The following is a 16,329-nucleotide window of genomic DNA, read 5'->3' as shown; positions in this document are numbered from 1 at the left end:
CTTGTTTACCATTCTCCCTCTTGCGAGAAAGAACAGCGATCCTCTGCTTCAACTCTGGCTGACCTATCATGGCTCAGCAAAATTGAAGATATACGGTATTTGGTTGTCAAGGTGCGATGCTGGCAGGTACAACGCCGTAGCGTGGCCCTGTTGACCCCAACATCTGAAGAGTGGAAACCAGCCCAACTGCTGGATGAATACTTTCGTCGTCCTGTTCGACCTGGAAGTGTGATGAGTATAAACGTCTTTCTTTGAAAGAAAGACACCCACCAAAGCTCCCTAGAAAGGAGGTGATCCAGCCGCACCTTCCGGTACGGCTACCTTGTTACGACTTCACCCCAATCACTGACCCCACCCTCGACGCTTGCCTCTCTTGCGAGTTAGCCCAGCGGCTTCAAGTGTTGCCAACTTTCGTGGTGTGACGGGCGGTGTGTACAAGACCCGGGAACGTATTCACCGTAGTGTGCTGACCTACGGTTACTAGCAACTCCAACTTCATGGAGGCGGGTTGCAGCCTCCAATCTGAACTGAGGCCAGGTTTGACGAGATTGGCTCCCTCTCGCGAGTTCGCGACTCTTTGTCCTGACCATTGTAGCGTGTGTGTCGCCCAAAGCGTAAGGGCCGTGCTGACTTGACGTCATCCCCGCCTTCCTCCATTTTAAAATGGCAGTTTCGCTAGAGAAATTCAACTAACGACAGGGGTTGCGCTCGTTGCGGGACTTAACCCAACATCTCACGACACGAGCTGACGACAGCCATGCAGCACCTGTGGATCCGCCCCGAAGGGACAGCCAGTTACGGCTGGTGCAAATCCATGTCAAGCCTTGGTAAGGTTCTTCGCGTTGCATCGAATTAAACCACACGCTCCGCTGCTTGTGCGGGTCCCCGTCAATTCCTTTGAGTTTTAATCTTGCGACCGTACTCCCCAGGCGGACCACTTACTGTGTTAACTGCGACACTGAAGGGGTCGATACCCCCAACGTCTAGTGGTCATCGTTTACGGCTAGGACTACCAGGGTATCTAATCCTGTTCGCTCCCCTAGCTTTCGCACCTGAGCGTCAGGTACTTCCCAGGACACTGCCTTCGCCATCGGTGTTCCTCCGGATATCTACGCATTTCACCACTCCACCCGGAATTCCGTGTCCCTCTGAAGCCCTCAAGTCAGACAGTATCCGAAGTACTTCGTCGGTTGAGCCGACGACTGTCACCCCAGACTGATCTGACCGCCTGCGTGCGCTTTACGCCCAATAAATCCGGACAACGCTTGCCCCCTACGTATTACCGCGGCTGCTGGCACGTAGTTAGCCGGGGCTGATTCCTCTGGTACCGTCCGTTCTCGTCCCAGAGAAAAGCAGTTTACGATCCGAAAACCTTCATCCTGCACGCGGCGTTGCTCGTTCAGGGTTGCCCCCATTGACGAAAATTCCTCACTGCTGCCCCCCGTAGGAGTCTGGGCCGTTCTCAATCCCAGTGTGGCTGATCGTCCTCTCAGACCAGCTATCGATCGTCGTCTTGGTAAGCCATTACCTCACCAACAAACTAATCGAGCGCAGGCTCATCCTCAGGCGCCCTTGCGAGCTTTGCTCTTGCGAGCCTATGCGGTATTGTCGGCGATTTCTCGCCGGTATTCCTCACCTGATGGTAGATTGCCCACGTGTTACTCACCCGTCCGCCACTCCCTGCTTGCGCAGAGCGTTCGACTTGCATGTGTTAGGCACGCCGCCAGCGTTTATCCTGAGCCAGGATCAAACTCGCCATCCAATTTTTATGATTCATTCCAACTCAACGAGCAGGAAGAAATTGCATGAGAATTGCGATCAAGGCCAAGTCTTCCAACATTGGCTGTAATTTGTTCGCAGATTATTGTTGTGATCACCGAACGCGAACGTCCGGGATCGAATTGACAGGAACGTGAAACTTATTCATGTGTTCCAGTTGCTGTTCTGCTTTCCACTCTTCAGTTGTCAAGGTACCATGTGAAACGTTTGTTTCATGTGCAACAAGCGTTGAATGTTTTTTCGTTTGCTTGTCTCACGTGCTGTAGTATCGCAGATCCATTGGGCTTTGTCAAGCGGTTTTTCAACCAATTTTTGACTGACTCCGAAAGTTCGTTTTTTCTTACCCGCCCGCCTGGCAAGCCAGATGAGCCACTGAGAAAAAAGAGCTGGAACTCCCACTGACACAACTTATCGTTGATACGAGTGATGAGATACATGCCATCTCGGAGGAGCCACCTTAACGTGGCACACATGGAGCGAAAGGGACAGGAGCACCGGCACTCAAAGAGCTCGGTGATTGTCGTTTTCTGCAGCTCGATGATTATGCCATAGCTTCTCCATTTCTGTCAAGCCTTTTAGGCCACATTTCCAAAAGTACTTTCAAGAGCAAGAGAAAGCCTTCCAGATACAAGGAAAATGGCAAACTTAAGCAAAAAAAGGAGGCACAAAATTATTTTATTGATGAAACCACATGAGTGCGAGTAGATAATTTGGGGGATCATTCTATACATAATGCTACTGATTATATATAATCACTTGTATTCATTGATGTAGAGAAATGGGAACATGGATGTCCACGTCATTTGAGTTTAATGCGGCGATGGAAAGGACCTTTAATCTATGGAAAAGGATATGTTGTCAGGAGGATCAGGATTCCCAGAACGCTTGAAACGTAGAACGATGTTGAAACTTGGTGCAGGTCTCATCACCACTTTTACGTTAGGTGGTACTGAAGTGTGGAGGCTTGCGCACTCTCCCCAAACGGCGCATGCGGCGGCAGCAGCCACACCTTCCATTATCAGTTGTGCCACATGGGGCGCACGTCCACCAGATGTCCCTGTAAAAGTGTTAAATATTAGCGCCAAAGAGATTCTAATCCATCACACTGTGTTCCCCAATACAACCAACTATACGCTGGCGCAGGCTTATAAGCTGGCGCGTCAGATCCAAAATTTCCATATGGATAGCAACGATTGGATTGATACCGGCCAACAGTTCACGGTGTCGCGTGGTGGCTATATTCTGGAAGGACGCCATAAGAGTCTGGCGGCCCTCCAGAGTGGCAAACAGGTAGTTGAGGGCACCCATTGTCCTGCCATGAATCAAGAATCTATTGGTATTGAAAACGAAGGAACATATACCGCCGCCACACCACCCGAGACCCAGTTGGCCGCGCTTGTAGATTTATGTGCCTATATTTGTGTGCAATATGGCTTACAAGCGAATAGTATCTTTGGGCATATGGACTTCCATTCAACCGAATGTCCTGGTAGAAGATTCTATGCCTTGCTGCCCGCACTACGCAGAAGGGTCGCGCAACGTCTCGGCAGTGGAGCGAGCATGGCCGAACGCAACTGGCCTGAGCTGCGATTAAAGACCAGTGGCATAGGCGTTCAGGTCGTCCAACGCCTGCTCAACAATAAAGGATATGCCGTAGGTGTCAGCGGCACCTTCGAGAGCGCCACCGATGCCGCCATCAGACGGTTTCAGAGCAGCAATCAGCTTCCAGTCAATGGTCATGTCACCAATCAGACCTGGGAGAAGCTGGTTACATCCCTACACACAGGCAGTGCGGGAGCCCCGGTCAGCGCTTTGCAGAGCCTGCTCAATCGCAACGGCTACGGGGTAGGCATCACAGGTACATTCAGCGCAGCGACAGCCTCCGCCGTACGTCAGCTACAACTCTTACACCAGCTCCCGGCGTCAGGATCGGTAGATATCAATACATGGTGTGCCGCCACAGGTGGCAGCGTACGCAGCAGTCTCCTCTAAGCAAACACGAGCTGTCCGCCCTATTTATCTATGCATATTCGAAGAGAAGGACAAAAATGTTTTTCTCTTCGAATATGCACCTGTTTTGCCTGGTCAACCGTCTCTATTATAGACAGAAGAAAGCGTAGTAAGATAGAGAAGGATTCAGTATGACGGCAACCATCACACCATCGATTCATTTAACACGCATCTACGATACCCTCATCGAAACCTACGGCGAAATGCACAACGAGCCCAACTATGATCCGCTGGGTGGACTCATCGGGACCATACTCTCGCAACACACATCCGACATCAACTCTGGCCGAGCTTATCGTCAACTCGTCGACACCTATGCCACCTGGGAAGAGGTACGCGACGCCCCCACCAACAAAGTCGCCGACGCCATCCGCTCTGGTGGACTCGCCAACGTCAAAGCGCCCCGCATCCAGGATGTCCTGCATACCCTCACCGAACAACAACAGGACCAGGGTGGCACCAAAGCACTCGCCGAATTTCTCTACGACGAGATCCAAAAATTCACGCCCGAAGAAGGCTGGAAATACCTCCAGAAATTGCCAGGAGTAGGGCCGAAAACCTCCGCCTGTGTCATGCTCTTCAACATGAATGAGGCCATCATGCCAATCGATACCCATGTCCATCGTGTCAGTAAACGTCTGGGTCTGATCGGCCCCAAGGTCAACGCAAACCAGGCCCACACCGTGTTTGCGAAGATCGCGCCGCCCGACTGGGTCTATGGCCTGCACGTCGGTATGATCCGCCACGGACGCCAGGTCTGCCATGCCCAGCGGCCCAAGTGTGGGGAGTGCCCACTGTACCAGGAATGCGCCTATGTTGGTAGTGTGAACGCGCAGGAAACGGGTGCGTCTTAAAAAGGTTGGCAGCCACAATCGAGCGCACTGCCCTCGCCGAAGCCATCTTCCTGGCCTCCCTGGGTCAAGCATAACTACCACTATTCAAGTTCTGGAATGCACAAGCCGACCCTCTCCCGATGAAAGGAAAGGGTCAACAATTCTGGCGTTTACTGGTTTACAATTATGAAGTGAGCTTAATAGAGTTGATCGGAGTAAGGTTAACAATTCCCCAGCCACGAGCCGAATAGGACAATGGACAGGTCTTGCCATAGCTGTCAGTACAGAACCAGACACGGGCATTACCGGTCTGGTTATTAAAGACGCAGTGCCTGTCGTACTGGTTGGAAAGCTTATAGGTACCATAATGGAAGTAGGTATTCGATGGTAATAGTGCACAGTTTGAAGTTGGGTAGATGCAGACGTAGCCGGATAAGCAGTTATCCGGAACCTCCGGTGGCCCGACAGTACCATTTATCACAGCTTGAGAATTCACTAAATTTCCATGCGCAGTGGCTGCGTAAGCGGAACTGCCGCCATTAAATAGCATCAGCGCACAGAGCATCATCATCATAAGTGCACTGATCACCAGGTTTTTCCGTGAGAACAAATGCATGTTTTTTTCTCCTGCTTAGCTTACTAGATAGCATTAGAATTTAGTTAACGCTCTGGACAAGTTATTCATGTGAGAGACTTATCTGGCTTTAGTACCGATGCATATAGACTACTTTTCTTTAATCAAGATGATAGTTTTATTGGCTTCGGTTTAAGCACTTCACGATTTTAAATAACCCGCACATCACTTTATTTAGTATGCTCGAACATGGTCTATTTCACCACGACAGAGACACGACAATCTAACGACACTTTAATGTTTCTGGAATATGAATCAGAAATGGTAAAATTTTTATAGCTGCAAGCGTATTTATACATGTATAGAAATAACAATCGGGAAATACCTGCTGGTTAGCTACCTTTCTCTATTTAATGGGAGTATTGAATGGAATCAAGACCCAGGACAGATGCTATTTCTTTAGGTCAACGTTTGCTGGCGGCACGCGTGTATGCTAATCATTCACAGGAGACACTGGCGGAGGCAATTGGTGTATCGGCGAGGAGTATTCAGCGCTGGGAGCGCGATCGAGCCGTTCCACAGGGTCAATCACGTGAATTGCTTTGTCAGGCATTGCATGTGTCTCGTGAGACATTGTTTGGTAATATCAGCGGCGTGCCGTCCGTTGAAAAGCCCTGGTGCGTACCATATCAACGCAATCCTTTTTTTACTGGACGGGAAACGCTGCTGAGTCATCTGCATGAGACCCTTTCCCAGCAGAAGATCGCTGCCCTCACTCGATCCAGCGCATTAAGTGGTCCAGGCGGAATTGGAAAAACGCAGCTGGCTCTCGAATATGCATACCAGTATGCGCAAGACTACACAGCGATGCTCTGGGTAGGGGCGGAAGAACCTGAAACAATCATCGCCAGCTTTGTCTCTATCGCCACGTTCTTACAATTACCCGCCAGCCAGGGGTCAGATCACAATAAGGTAGTGACCGCCGTGAGAAACTGGCTCGATACCCACTGCGACTGGCTGATGATATTGGATAACGTTGAAGACCTTGAGATGCTGAAAGAATTCCTGCCTACAGCTAATCGCGGTACCCTGCTGCTAACTACCAGGCGCAGTACGGTCGGTACATTGGCGCTGAGCATAGAAATACCACAGATGTCATTGGAGGAAAGTGTGCTCTTCTTGTTGCAGCGCGCAAGACGCATCGATCCTCACTTACCATTCAATACACAGCTTGATCAACTACCAGATGTAGCGACAGCGCGTATCCTCGCGGAAGTTATGGGGGGACTGCCGCTGGCACTTGATCAAGCTGGCAGCTATATAGAAGAAACACAATGCAGCCTGGACGATTTTCTGCACCTGTTCCAGGATTCACCGCTACAAATGCTCAGAGAGCGCAATGTGTATGCCGATCATCCCTTTTCAGTTGAACGAACCATTCATCTCTCCCTTGAAAAAGTACGCACGGCCTCACCAGAAGCCATCGATATCCTGACAATTTGTAGCTTCCTTGCCCCGGATGCAATTCCAGAGCGTTTATTCACCGAAGGAGCCCCCTATCTGGATGTACCGGCACAAGCGAGCTTAGTCAAACCTCAAAAATTCAATACGGCTCTCAAAGAATTACTGACCTACTCGCTCATTCGCCGTCATGCCCCAACCAAAACGCTGACGATCCATCGCCTGGTACAGACTATACTCAAGACAGGATTAGATGAGGGTATACGTCAGCACCGTGCCACACGCGTCTTCGAGATGGTGAATCAAGCTTTCCCTCTTAATCAGACCGGGATGGAGCTCTGGCCATGGTGCGAGCAGCTACTGCCGCATGCTTTGTTCCTGATCCGGCAGAGTGATAAGGGAACGTGCACTCCTGCGACCCGTTACGCCTTGCTCACAAAAACAGCCAGCTACCTTGCCCAACGCGACCGGTATGCTGAGGCCGAGGCACTTTATCAGCAAGCCCTGCTATTCCTGGAACAAACGCCGGCACTCCTGGATATGGATGTCGCAGTTCTATTAACCAGCATAGCGGATAGCAAGCGCAAACAGGGAAAATATGTGGAAGCCGAAACGCTCTACCAGCGCGCGTCCGTCCACTATCAGCAGTTGCTGATTCCACCGGATAGTGTACAAGCCACGCAGCCATTATGCGGTCTGGCCTGCGTCTTAACCGAGTCTGGCCGTTATGAGGAAGCTGAACGACTCTTTCGGTACATCCTTCACGAACGAGAGCAAGCCCTGGGTGCAGAGCATAGTGATCTCGCCATGCCACTAGAAATGTTCTCTGTCCTGTGCTTCAGAGCTGAAAAGTATGGAGAGGCGCGCGAACTGGCTCAGCGATCGCTCAGATTGCAAGAACAGATGGTTGGACCTGATCACCCCTGCCTGGCTGCGCTATTGTGTACACTGGCACTCAGTTCATGGGCGCAAGGTCAGCTCAATTCACGAGAAACCGAAACTTTATTCCTCAGAGCAATTGCCCTCCAAGAAAAAACCCAGGGGATAGAAACAACTGAACTTGCAGCGCTTCTCAACAACCTGGCGGCTGTCTATATCGAAACAGGAAGATATAGTGAGGCTGAAACATTACTACTGCGTGCATTACATATTCAGGAGCGTATATGTGGGACAGAAAATTTACGCTTCGCTTTTTACCTGGATACGCTAGCAATGCTGTATTTAAAAATGGAAAGATATGCCGAGGCCGAAACAAGCTATCAGCGTACTCTTCAGCTTTTCGAGCAGTACTCAGATACGCTACACCCTGGTATCCGCTATCCTCTGACCGGGCTAGTCAATCTCTATATCAGACAGGAAAAATACGAGGAGGCGAAGGTACTGCTACAACATATTGCATCCCTGCCTGAGCAAGAACCAATCCCAGAAGCAGCAACAGTTCCGCCCTCACACCTCGCTAGCGGTACGAAAACACTGAACCTCTTCGGCTTCACCTGGTCCGAATAAGTGTGCTTTACTAGCCGAAAGAACGAAGAATGCCAGCAAACAGGAGACTTACACAATCTGGAGCATTATCGTCACGCCATACAGAGGTATTTTGAGATAGAACCCTCTGTGGAGGATACAAACACTGTGGAACGAACTACCCGAAGCCCCGAGGCACAGTCATCCGAAATTGGTGATTTCAAATCCGATCCATCTCTGAAACAAGAAGCTGTTAATGTGAGCTTCGATTTCCTTGCTGAATTTTCAAAAATAGTGCGACATGATCGGCTTGAAGCTGGTTATTTTCTATATTTTTGCAGAGTGTAAAACAAATTGTATCATTTGTAAGAAAATACTAATTGAGAGGGGAAACGTATATGTATGATATGACTGCGGCAATTGAACGTGCGGCAAACAGACCATGCCCCGAATGTGGAGGGCAACGTGTTGTCGCCCAAGGCGCAGAACGCTATCAAGTGTACCTCAGGACAGGGTTGGTATCTTCCACAAAAACTATTCCAGTAAGTTGTGTAAACTGCGGATACACGACATTCTATACAAAGAACCCTGAAAAGGTACGCAAATATTACCTAAAACAAGAAAACTGACAGAGGATGGAAAGAGGCAAGCGCATGTAGTAAGCACGCGCCTGCCCTACACGTCAAGGAACTGGTAAACACGCAGTTCCTAATACTCTGGCAGGTCAACATATGAGTCGGACAACACAGTGAGATTGAACATGGCAATAAACAAAGAACAGCAGTGCTATACAATTTGGATCGAAGCAGAAGAATGGTCACCTGGAACATGGAAGCCAGAGGACGATAACACCGATATAATTGTTACCTACCAGGATGGTCGCCGTTGGGTTGCTACGTTCCTCACCTATCAGAATATTGCGACACTCACAGAAAAGAACAAGAAGACAGGTGAATGCTTTTCTGGAGCATACTTTTGGGCAAGTGATATGGTCCTTATTGATGTTGTGACGCGCCAACGAATTGAGGAAGTGATTGATTATCTTATAAAGGTGAATGAGTTTGAAACCACATTTACACAGCTTCCGCCAAAATACGAGTAAAAACAGAAAAAACGAGTTATCTCTCTTGCAAAAAGATAGACTATCCTCTCTTAGCAATTGTTTCCCCGGTCATCAGCAGGCGTGATTTCAACAAATCCTATGATCTGATTGATATGTTCTCCCACCGCCTGCTCCTTGAGCATTTTGCATCGTCTCATTTGTCAAGCCATCACAAAAAGCTGCTCGCCCCATGCATCTAACACATAAAATTTTTTATTATTATATAAATACATCTAGATGTAATTTTTTCAAGAATCCCATTTATATCTTTCCATAAACTCAATAGTAGTGTATACTCTATATAGTCATATTTTTTCACTTTATATCATATATACTTTTCAGGAGATGAAATGCATGCTAGACCTGATTACAGCGGCCATTGTGGCCGCCATCTCTACTGGCGCCAACGCAGGGCTGACCGAGGTGGGAAAAACCGCGCTCACCGATGCCTATCATCAGCTCAAAACGCAGTTAGTCAATAAGTTTGGGCAAGAGGGTGATGTCATGCAGGCAGTAACGCACGTCGAAGCGAAGCCCACATCTGCAGCCCGCCAAGCCGCACTCGCGGAAGAGATCGCGGCTGTCAAAGCCGATCAAGATCACGAGCTCCTCCAGATCGCGCAAGCAATGCTTCAGGTGATTCAGTCGTCCTCAGAACATGCAGCATCTAATCAAACTGCCACTGGCAACTACATTGCCCAGGCTGATCGAGCAAGCAACGCCTCGGTCCACATTGGGACTCCTCTCGCACCTCAGCCTCCCTCATCCACCCACACCCGAAAGGCATGATCCGTCGATGGCAGAGGAACGAGAAAAACCTGGCGTCTCACAAGGAGCGCATGGCAGCTATATCGCTCAGGCGACGCATGAAGCCAATGCGACCGTCAATGTGTATGCGGCTTCCTCATCCCCGGAGGGTCAGAATCGCGCGCGGTTCCTGGACCGGCTACGCACACGCTATCGTGAGCAGTTTTCCCAATCGTTACATGGGGTGTTGCACATGACCCTCACACTGGGGGAATATCCCAAAGCCGTCACGCCTCCCGTACGACTGCTCTATGAACCTGATCAGCGGCCTCCACACCTGTTGCCTGTAGGTACCACACTGACACAGGTCTGTCGACATGCGGGGCACGAACTGCTGGTGCTGGGAGAGCCTGGAACCGGGAAGTCCACATTGCTCCTGGCGTTCGCGTTGGATCTCGTGAAGCAGGCTGAGCAAGATCCCTGCCAGGTGTTGCCCGTCATTGTCCCCCTCTCTTCCTGGGCAAGTAACCAACACCCGATTGAACGGTGGCTCAGCGAGCAGGTCGCCTTGATCTATGACCTCCCCCGACGCCTCTGTGACCGTTGGGTCCGGGAAGAGCGCCTCTTTCCGCTTCTCGACGGCCTTGATGAGATGGAAGAAGCGGTCCGTGGTGACTGTATCAAGGCCTTGAACACCTATCACCGCCAGCATTTGCATCCCCTCGTTGTGACCAGCCGAACAACCGAATATGAAGCGGCAACCACCCACACCCGGCTGACGCTACACAGCGCGGTAGTCGTGCAACCACTCAGCAGAGAGCAGGTGGAGACCTATCTTGAGCAGTGTGGCAAGCCAGTGATCGCGTTGCGTGCAGCGCTCAGAACGAACGAGGCGCTGCAAGAGATCGTGATGACGCCGTTGATGCTCAACATCGTGTTGTTGACGTACCAGGGCACATCGGTCCACGATCTGCCAGTGGCCTTGTCCTTGCCTGACCTGCAACGTCAACTCTTCGCTCGGTACGTGGAACGGATGGTAGCCCGCAAGGGCACGCTCACCTGTGGTTCGCCGCATGATCTGATTGGCTGGCTGACCTTTCTGGCGCGCCAGATGCGCAGTCGCAATCAGACGATTTTTTACCTGGAGCATCTGCAATCCGACTGGTTGGACTTCCAGCAACAATGTTGGTATGAATTGCTCGCCGTCCGATTGCCTGGGGTTTTGATTGGCATCCTTGCAAGCCTCGGCACTGCTTGGCTCGTTATAAACCTTGATTTACTATCTCTGGTGCATGCTGTGACTTTGGGAGGATTGGTGGGATGGTTTGTAAGCACCACTTTATCCCGTGGCGGCGCATTACTCGTGCCACCGACAGAGCACTACAACCCTAGGCGTTGGAAGCTGTTCAGCCGAGACATCCCTGTGAGCATCATCATCGGGCTGCTCATGGGGCTGAGTTGGGGATTGTATCTAGGCCACCAGTATAGTCTCGACAAATGGCGACGAGATGGGATGATCTTTGGCATTGTCTTTGGCAGCTGCAGCCTCGTGCTCAGTCGGATCTTTGGCAGGTTTCCACTTGAAAGTGCCTCTCCTCCACCTCAGGCCATGCAGAGAGGGCCATTGCTGATGCATCGTATCCAAACAATGCATGCACGACGCATCTGGCTGGTGATTGTCATGATAGGAATTAGCGATGGCCTGAGCTACTGGCTGCACTCTAGGTTGAGCGCTGGGTTAATCAGTGGGCTGCATTGCGTGATGGTTTTCAGTTTCGGCAGCATCCTGGCCGACGCCATTCTCTCCGCCCAATCTGAGCGTATTGTCCTCACTGAACACCTCCATTGGACCTGGCAACGTCTGGTGAGAAGCCTGCTTACTGCCAACCATGGAAGGGAAACGCTCCTGACAGCCAGCATGATTGGATTGAGCAATGGGCTGATCAGCGGGTTAATCAATGGGCTGAGCGGCGGGTTAATCAGCGGGTTAATCAGCGGACTAAGCTATGGGCTAAGCTATGGGTTAAGCTATGGTTTCCTCTACTGGATGCTCCTCGGACTGTTTCAGGGAGTCGAAAGCGCACAGATTGAGGATCATACGCGCCGTCTTCCCAATCAAGGAATCCGACGTTCGTTGCAGAATAGTGTTCGCATGGCATTTGTCAGCAGTCTCCTAATCGGCGTGACCGGCGTGCTGAGCATTGGATTGAACTATGGAATAGCCGTTATGCTGAGGCCTTGGGTAATCCTCAGCATAATAAGCGATGACATGGTGCGGATCGTTCTCATGATCGTGTGTGGTGCACTGCTGGTAGGTGCCTCACGTGGTGGACTGGCAGTCCTCCGTCACTACATCATCCGTGGGCTGCTTGCGCATTCCCATCTGTTCCCCTGGCATGCGCCACAATTTCTGGAGGAAGCTACCGCACGTGTTTTGCTGCGGCGCATCAGTGGTGGCTACAGTTTCCCCCATCGTCTCTTACTGGACTATTTTGCGGACCTACCTCACCCAATGCCGTGATGGTTAGGTCTGTCTCGCTGTTGTGCCGCATCACATCGCCTCTGGTCCTTGTCCCCCTTGCCACTGTTTTTACCTGACTAAGCAAACACGACCAGAGGAGGTGAATATCCGTATCCCTTTTTATTTTGTTTTCTCTGACACCTGGAGGCTAAAATGGTTACTCCCCAGGAGCTTGACCCGCTATATAAACCTTCCACAAATAGCAATATTGCGCGGGAAGGGTGTGCCGAATTCGCTATATTGTTACACCAACTCCCGCAGGACGCGAAGCAGATTTTTATTGGTGCGGCAGCAACAAAGCCAAGTTTATGGATGTGCAGCGCTGTGCTGTTGGCATCTCAGCCGAGATAGCGTTTGAGTCGCATATGCTTGCAGCCTTCCCGCTGGAAGCCTTTGGGAAAGCGGCACAAATAATACATACCCAATTTCAGCATTTCCTCTTTTATCAAAGGGAGAGACCACCGCAGTTTTACCACTTGTTCAATCTGCTGGCCGTCAGGCAGGTTGCGACAAATTATCCGGAGTACTTCCCCAAGGAAGTGGTCACAGATACGCAAACCTGGTTGGAACGCAATTGGCAGCTTTGGGCCGATGGCACGGGCATGAATTGCATACTATTCAATATGGCTGGTTAATTGGCTGGGGGCAAACACCAGTCGCTATTTAGTTCGGGCAATCATAAATAAAGGTATCCATTGTCACAAAGCAGAAAGGGCAGCGGCAGCCAGAGCACCTGGAATCATTCGCAGTTGCTTGCCATCTGAAAGGACTCCTGGCATATCAATCCAATGCCTTAACAATAGCAAAGGCGCTTGAGGATGTCAGTACTCATCAGATCTCACTTTACTTCTCATGAGATAACACTATAGAGCTGACTCAAAATCGGCAGTATATGGAACGGCTGGACAGGTTGTTCATGGGAAGTGGGGTGAAGGAAAGGTTGGGCTTTAAAACCACTAAAGAGTGACGTGAGCAACTCTTGTTATTTCCTGGAATGGCGGCTCTGTTTTGAGAGGCAGAAAAAAGAATAGTTCATATACATTGTCTTTCAGCACAATGTATATGAACTATTTACTCATGATCACGCAATAATCGAAACGGTTTCCAGGAGTTTTTCTCCTGGTTGGTGATCACCTTCGATGGTGGTTTGTGCTTTCGCCTGTTTTTTACTGATGCCTTTCGTAAATAATCGCCAGCAGGTCTCTTGATCCATGCTTACGGTCGTGTTTGGTGGATACTCAACACTTTTCGAGAGAGACCACTTGTTCTCGTTCCCCACCAGATACCATGTATCGCCAGCATCACCCGTCACGACAAACTTAACGACCGTCATGTCAGAAACAGGAATATCTCTATACGTATATGGCAATGCTCGTACAAAGGTATCGAGGACAGGGTGAAAAAAGCGTCTCTCTTTGAATCCTGGCCGCCCGACTGCGTCTCGTATCTGCTGCTGGTGCAACCATCTCTCTGTATATTCTCTGGCGGTATCAAGCCATACAGGAGCAGGATCGGGTCCGGCCCAACTGACGACGCCACCCATAGCCATTTGATCCTGGGAGCGTACATAATCGTAAAATTGTTGTCCGGTCCATGCCAGGAGATCCGAGAGGAGCCGTGGGCTGACGCGTGTTAAAGCCTTTACCCATAGTTCATTGGCTTCATTAATATTTGTAACCAGATTTGCCCACTCGTGCATATCTTTGTCGCGAAAAAAAGGATTGCTGAAATGATCTCTTTTGCCAGAGAGATACCCGATATCATCGCCTAACAGATGAAGCCCGATATCCTTTACAGTCCATCCTGGACAAATCGTTGCTCGTTCCCAATCTTCAGCTTCCAATTGAGAAAAAAGCTCCACTAACTGCTTTCGCTCCTGTGGAAAAAGCTCGATAACCATAATAGGTTCAACTGGCTGCATGTTACTCCTCGCGGCTCTAATAAGTTCACCAAGCCCGGCATATGCGGTTCCCATATCTGCCAGTATAACTGATTTTATATCTGCCAGTATAACTGATTTTAGTCGCAGGTGGCTTGATTCATTCTGAAGCAAGGGAAAGAGAACTGGGGGAGACGGCTTGCTCCAGGTTGGTAAAATATTTCATGACAAACTGACGGAAGGCCAGGGCTGGCTGAGAGAGATAATGTTTCTCCTGCCAGGCGATGCCAAGAGTACGCTCACAGGTAGGATTCGTCAGATGGATGCATGCTAAGGTTTGCTCATTGGCTTGTTTCTTCATCAGTGCCGGCGTAAATCCCACGCCAAGTCCAGCTTTGACGAATCCATAGAGGGTCGCAGGCTCATCTATTTCGTAAGGAATGGAAAGCGTGATGCCTGCTTGCTGGCAAAATGTATCGATCAGGTCACGCAGACCACTGCCAACCTTCTCAATCACCACAGCTTCGTGGGCTACTTCACGCAAAGCGATGTGCTTCTGCCCGGCAAGTCTATGCGTACTGGGAACAACCAAAAAAATTTCTTCGGTCAGCAAGGTTCTCCATTGGATACCAGGCTTGACGAGCGGTGTGGATAAGAAGCCGAAATCATAGGCACCAGTTTCGAGCTGCTGGGATATTTGGGTCAATGGGCATTGGGATAAGCGGAAGCGAATGGAAGGGTGTAAGGCTTTGAAGTGTTGTAACAGGTCAGGAATCCAGGGGAGTGAAGTCGCAATCAGCGAAACCTCTCCTTGTTCGAGCCCGGCCATATCTCGGACTTTGCGCTGCCCCTCCTCCAATTCATAAAAGATGGCTTCAACATGTTCAAGGAATGCTTTTCCGAACTGATTGAGCTGAAGAGATCTTTCTTGCCGATCAAAAAGAGGAACGCCAACCTCTTTCTCCAAACGACGAATCGTTTTACTGAGCGAAGGTTGAGCAATGGAGAGTTCCTCAGCCGCTTTCGTCATATGCTCTCTGCGTGCCACCACGCGAAAATATCTTAATTGAAGAAGATCTATCTACTCTTTCCTTTCGTAACGATAGCTTTGTGGCTATGGGTCCATGTCTCATTATGTCTTGTTCTTCTCTCTCTCGTCAAGATATGATTAAAAGGTTGTTTCGGCAGGTACTAATCACTTCTCACAAGATGCGCTCTTTACCTGAAACACTTTTTATACTTAGATAATATCTAATTCTCGTCTCAAGGGAAGTGCTGAGTTTTCTGCCAGTCTGGAGAGCGCAGGCACCCCAGACATAATTATTGGTCGGTACAGAAGGGAGAGGCCGTATTGTGCTTCATAATGCGTCGTGTCCAGACTCGAGAACATTTTTGAGCAGGTGTTTGCTCCCTTGTATAAAGCGAAAGGCAGAAATCAGATGACAGAGAATGCTATAAGTCCGATTATCCGAGAAGTAGAGCAGGGGGAGAGAACGTTTCTTTCTGAGAACTGGTATCAGGTGTGGAAAACGACGGGAGAGACGACGAATGGGATGGTGGATACATGGTTTGAAGTAGTCCCACCGCAGATGGGACCGCCAGAACATAAACATGCCCAATTCGATGAGTGTTTCTGGGTTGTAAAAGGAACCTTTTTGATCAAAGTCGTCGAACGCATCGTGAAAGCCTCTGAGGGTGCATGGATCTTCATTCCTCGTGGGACAGCCCATGCCTTCCGCAATGTGGGCACGGAAGATGGTCAGTTGCTCATCGAGGCGTTGCCAGCAGGACAGATGCGCCAGTACTTTGAGGCCGTCGGCGTCGTATTACGGACTAAGCCAGACGACCGACAAGCGCTCCATGACGTCGATGAGCGCTATGGGATCATCGAGGTTGGGCCGCCGCTGCAAGGAGAAGACACTCCGCCTGTGCGTTAGGCCGTCGGTCGGTGGAGGAACC

General features: G+C 50.0%; 12 protein-coding genes and 1 rRNA gene. 9 read left to right on the top strand and 4 right to left on the bottom strand.

Annotated features, from left to right (window positions below):
• The first annotated feature begins 99 nt into the window (after nt 1–99).
• On the top strand, nt 100–255 hold the full coding sequence (locus tag EL633_RS36610) for a hypothetical protein (protein ID WP_161982237.1): 156 nt from the start codon (nt 100–102) through the stop codon (nt 253–255).
• 28 nt (nt 256–283) lie between these two features.
• On the opposite strand, the gene EL633_RS18355 is transcribed toward EL633_RS36610, so the two are convergent.
• Nucleotides 284–1,762: ribosomal RNA gene (locus EL633_RS18355) — 16S ribosomal RNA — on the bottom strand.
• A gap of 857 nt (nt 1,763–2,619) precedes the next feature.
• Between EL633_RS18355 and EL633_RS18350 the strand changes: the two genes are divergently transcribed.
• Both EL633_RS18350 and EL633_RS18345 read left to right on the top strand, forming a co-directional pair.
• Nucleotides 2,620–3,771 carry a peptidoglycan recognition protein family protein gene (locus EL633_RS18350; protein ID WP_126628576.1) on the top strand — a complete coding sequence of 384 codons (1,152 nt, stop codon included), beginning with the start codon at nt 2,620–2,622 and terminating at the stop codon, nt 3,769–3,771.
• 149 nt (nt 3,772–3,920) lie between these two features.
• Nucleotides 3,921–4,643, top strand: a complete 723-nt coding sequence (locus EL633_RS18345) for an endonuclease III domain-containing protein (RefSeq protein WP_126629471.1) — start codon at nt 3,921–3,923, stop codon at nt 4,641–4,643.
• A 163-nt stretch (nt 4,644–4,806) separates the two neighbouring features.
• Here the strand turns inward: EL633_RS18345 and EL633_RS18340 are convergent, their stop codons facing one another.
• Nucleotides 4,807–5,118 (bottom strand): hypothetical protein, encoded by a 312-nt coding sequence (locus tag EL633_RS18340; protein WP_126628575.1) that lies wholly within the window; start codon nt 5,116–5,118, stop codon nt 4,807–4,809.
• A 504-nt stretch (nt 5,119–5,622) separates the two neighbouring features.
• On the opposite strand from EL633_RS18340, the gene fxsT reads away from it, so the two are divergent.
• The 5 genes from fxsT (at nt 5,623) to EL633_RS18320 (ending at nt 13,126) form a co-directional block, all read left to right on the top strand.
• Nucleotides 5,623–8,163, top strand: a complete 2,541-nt coding sequence (fxsT, locus tag EL633_RS18335) for an FxSxx-COOH system tetratricopeptide repeat protein (RefSeq protein ID WP_126628574.1) — start codon at nt 5,623–5,625, stop codon at nt 8,161–8,163.
• Nucleotides 8,164–8,881: 718 nt separating this feature from the next.
• Nucleotides 8,882–9,223, top strand: coding sequence for a hypothetical protein (locus EL633_RS18330; RefSeq protein ID WP_126628573.1), 342 nt, complete (start codon nt 8,882–8,884; stop codon nt 9,221–9,223).
• A 354-nt stretch (nt 9,224–9,577) separates the two neighbouring features.
• Nucleotides 9,578–10,012 carry a Het-E N-terminal domain-containing protein gene (locus EL633_RS36605; RefSeq protein WP_161982236.1) on the top strand — a complete coding sequence of 145 codons (435 nt, stop codon included), beginning with the start codon at nt 9,578–9,580 and terminating at the stop codon, nt 10,010–10,012.
• A gap of 7 nt (nt 10,013–10,019) precedes the next feature.
• The gene (locus EL633_RS18325) at nt 10,020–12,491 is read left to right on the top strand and encodes an NACHT domain-containing protein (protein WP_161982235.1); all 2,472 of its coding nucleotides are present in this window, start codon (nt 10,020–10,022) and stop codon (nt 12,489–12,491) included.
• Between the two features lie 221 nt (nt 12,492–12,712).
• Complete coding sequence (locus EL633_RS18320) at nt 12,713–13,126, top strand: hypothetical protein (protein WP_126628571.1); 414 nt, start codon at nt 12,713–12,715, stop codon at nt 13,124–13,126.
• Nucleotides 13,127–13,572: 446 nt separating this feature from the next.
• Here EL633_RS18320 and EL633_RS18315 read toward each other — a convergent pair whose 3' ends face one another.
• Together EL633_RS18315 and EL633_RS18310 are read right to left on the bottom strand one after the other, a co-directional pair.
• The gene (locus EL633_RS18315; protein WP_161982234.1) at nt 13,573–14,412 is read right to left on the bottom strand and encodes a maleylpyruvate isomerase family mycothiol-dependent enzyme; all 840 of its coding nucleotides are present in this window, start codon (nt 14,410–14,412) and stop codon (nt 13,573–13,575) included.
• A 118-nt stretch (nt 14,413–14,530) separates the two neighbouring features.
• Nucleotides 14,531–15,451, bottom strand: coding sequence for a LysR family transcriptional regulator (locus EL633_RS18310; RefSeq protein WP_126628569.1), 921 nt, complete (start codon nt 15,449–15,451; stop codon nt 14,531–14,533).
• A gap of 358 nt (nt 15,452–15,809) precedes the next feature.
• Here EL633_RS18310 and EL633_RS18305 point away from each other — a divergent pair, with 358 nt between their 5' ends.
• Nucleotides 15,810–16,307, top strand: coding sequence for a cupin domain-containing protein (locus EL633_RS18305; RefSeq protein ID WP_126628568.1), 498 nt, complete (start codon nt 15,810–15,812; stop codon nt 16,305–16,307).
• Nucleotides 16,308–16,329: the final 22 nt, after the last annotated feature.

The sequence above is a fragment of the Dictyobacter alpinus genome (assembly GCF_003967575.1).
Classification (GTDB): Bacteria; Chloroflexota; Ktedonobacteria; order Ktedonobacterales; family Ktedonobacteraceae; genus Dictyobacter; species Dictyobacter alpinus.
The sequence above is the reverse complement of the archived record's forward strand: the minus strand, read 5'-3'. Positions and strand labels throughout refer to the sequence as shown.

Excerpts from the sequence above, each read along its gene's own strand:
- EL633_RS18345 (WP_126629471.1), top strand. The coding sequence starts at position 3,921 with ATGACGGCAACCATCACACCATCGATTCATTTAACACGCATCTACGAT.
- EL633_RS36605 (WP_161982236.1), top strand. The coding sequence starts at position 9,578 with ATGCTAGACCTGATTACAGCGGCCATTGTGGCCGCCATCTCTACTGGC.
- EL633_RS18315 (WP_161982234.1), bottom strand. The coding sequence starts at position 14,412 with ATGCAGCCAGTTGAACCTATTATGGTTATCGAGCTTTTTCCACAGGAG.
- EL633_RS18305 (WP_126628568.1), top strand. The coding sequence starts at position 15,810 with ATGACAGAGAATGCTATAAGTCCGATTATCCGAGAAGTAGAGCAGGGG.
- EL633_RS18350 (WP_126628576.1), top strand. The coding sequence starts at position 2,620 with ATGGAAAAGGATATGTTGTCAGGAGGATCAGGATTCCCAGAACGCTTG.
- EL633_RS18330 (WP_126628573.1), top strand. The coding sequence starts at position 8,882 with ATGGCAATAAACAAAGAACAGCAGTGCTATACAATTTGGATCGAAGCA.
- fxsT (WP_126628574.1), top strand. The coding sequence starts at position 5,623 with ATGGAATCAAGACCCAGGACAGATGCTATTTCTTTAGGTCAACGTTTG.
- EL633_RS18325 (WP_161982235.1), top strand. The coding sequence starts at position 10,020 with ATGGCAGAGGAACGAGAAAAACCTGGCGTCTCACAAGGAGCGCATGGC.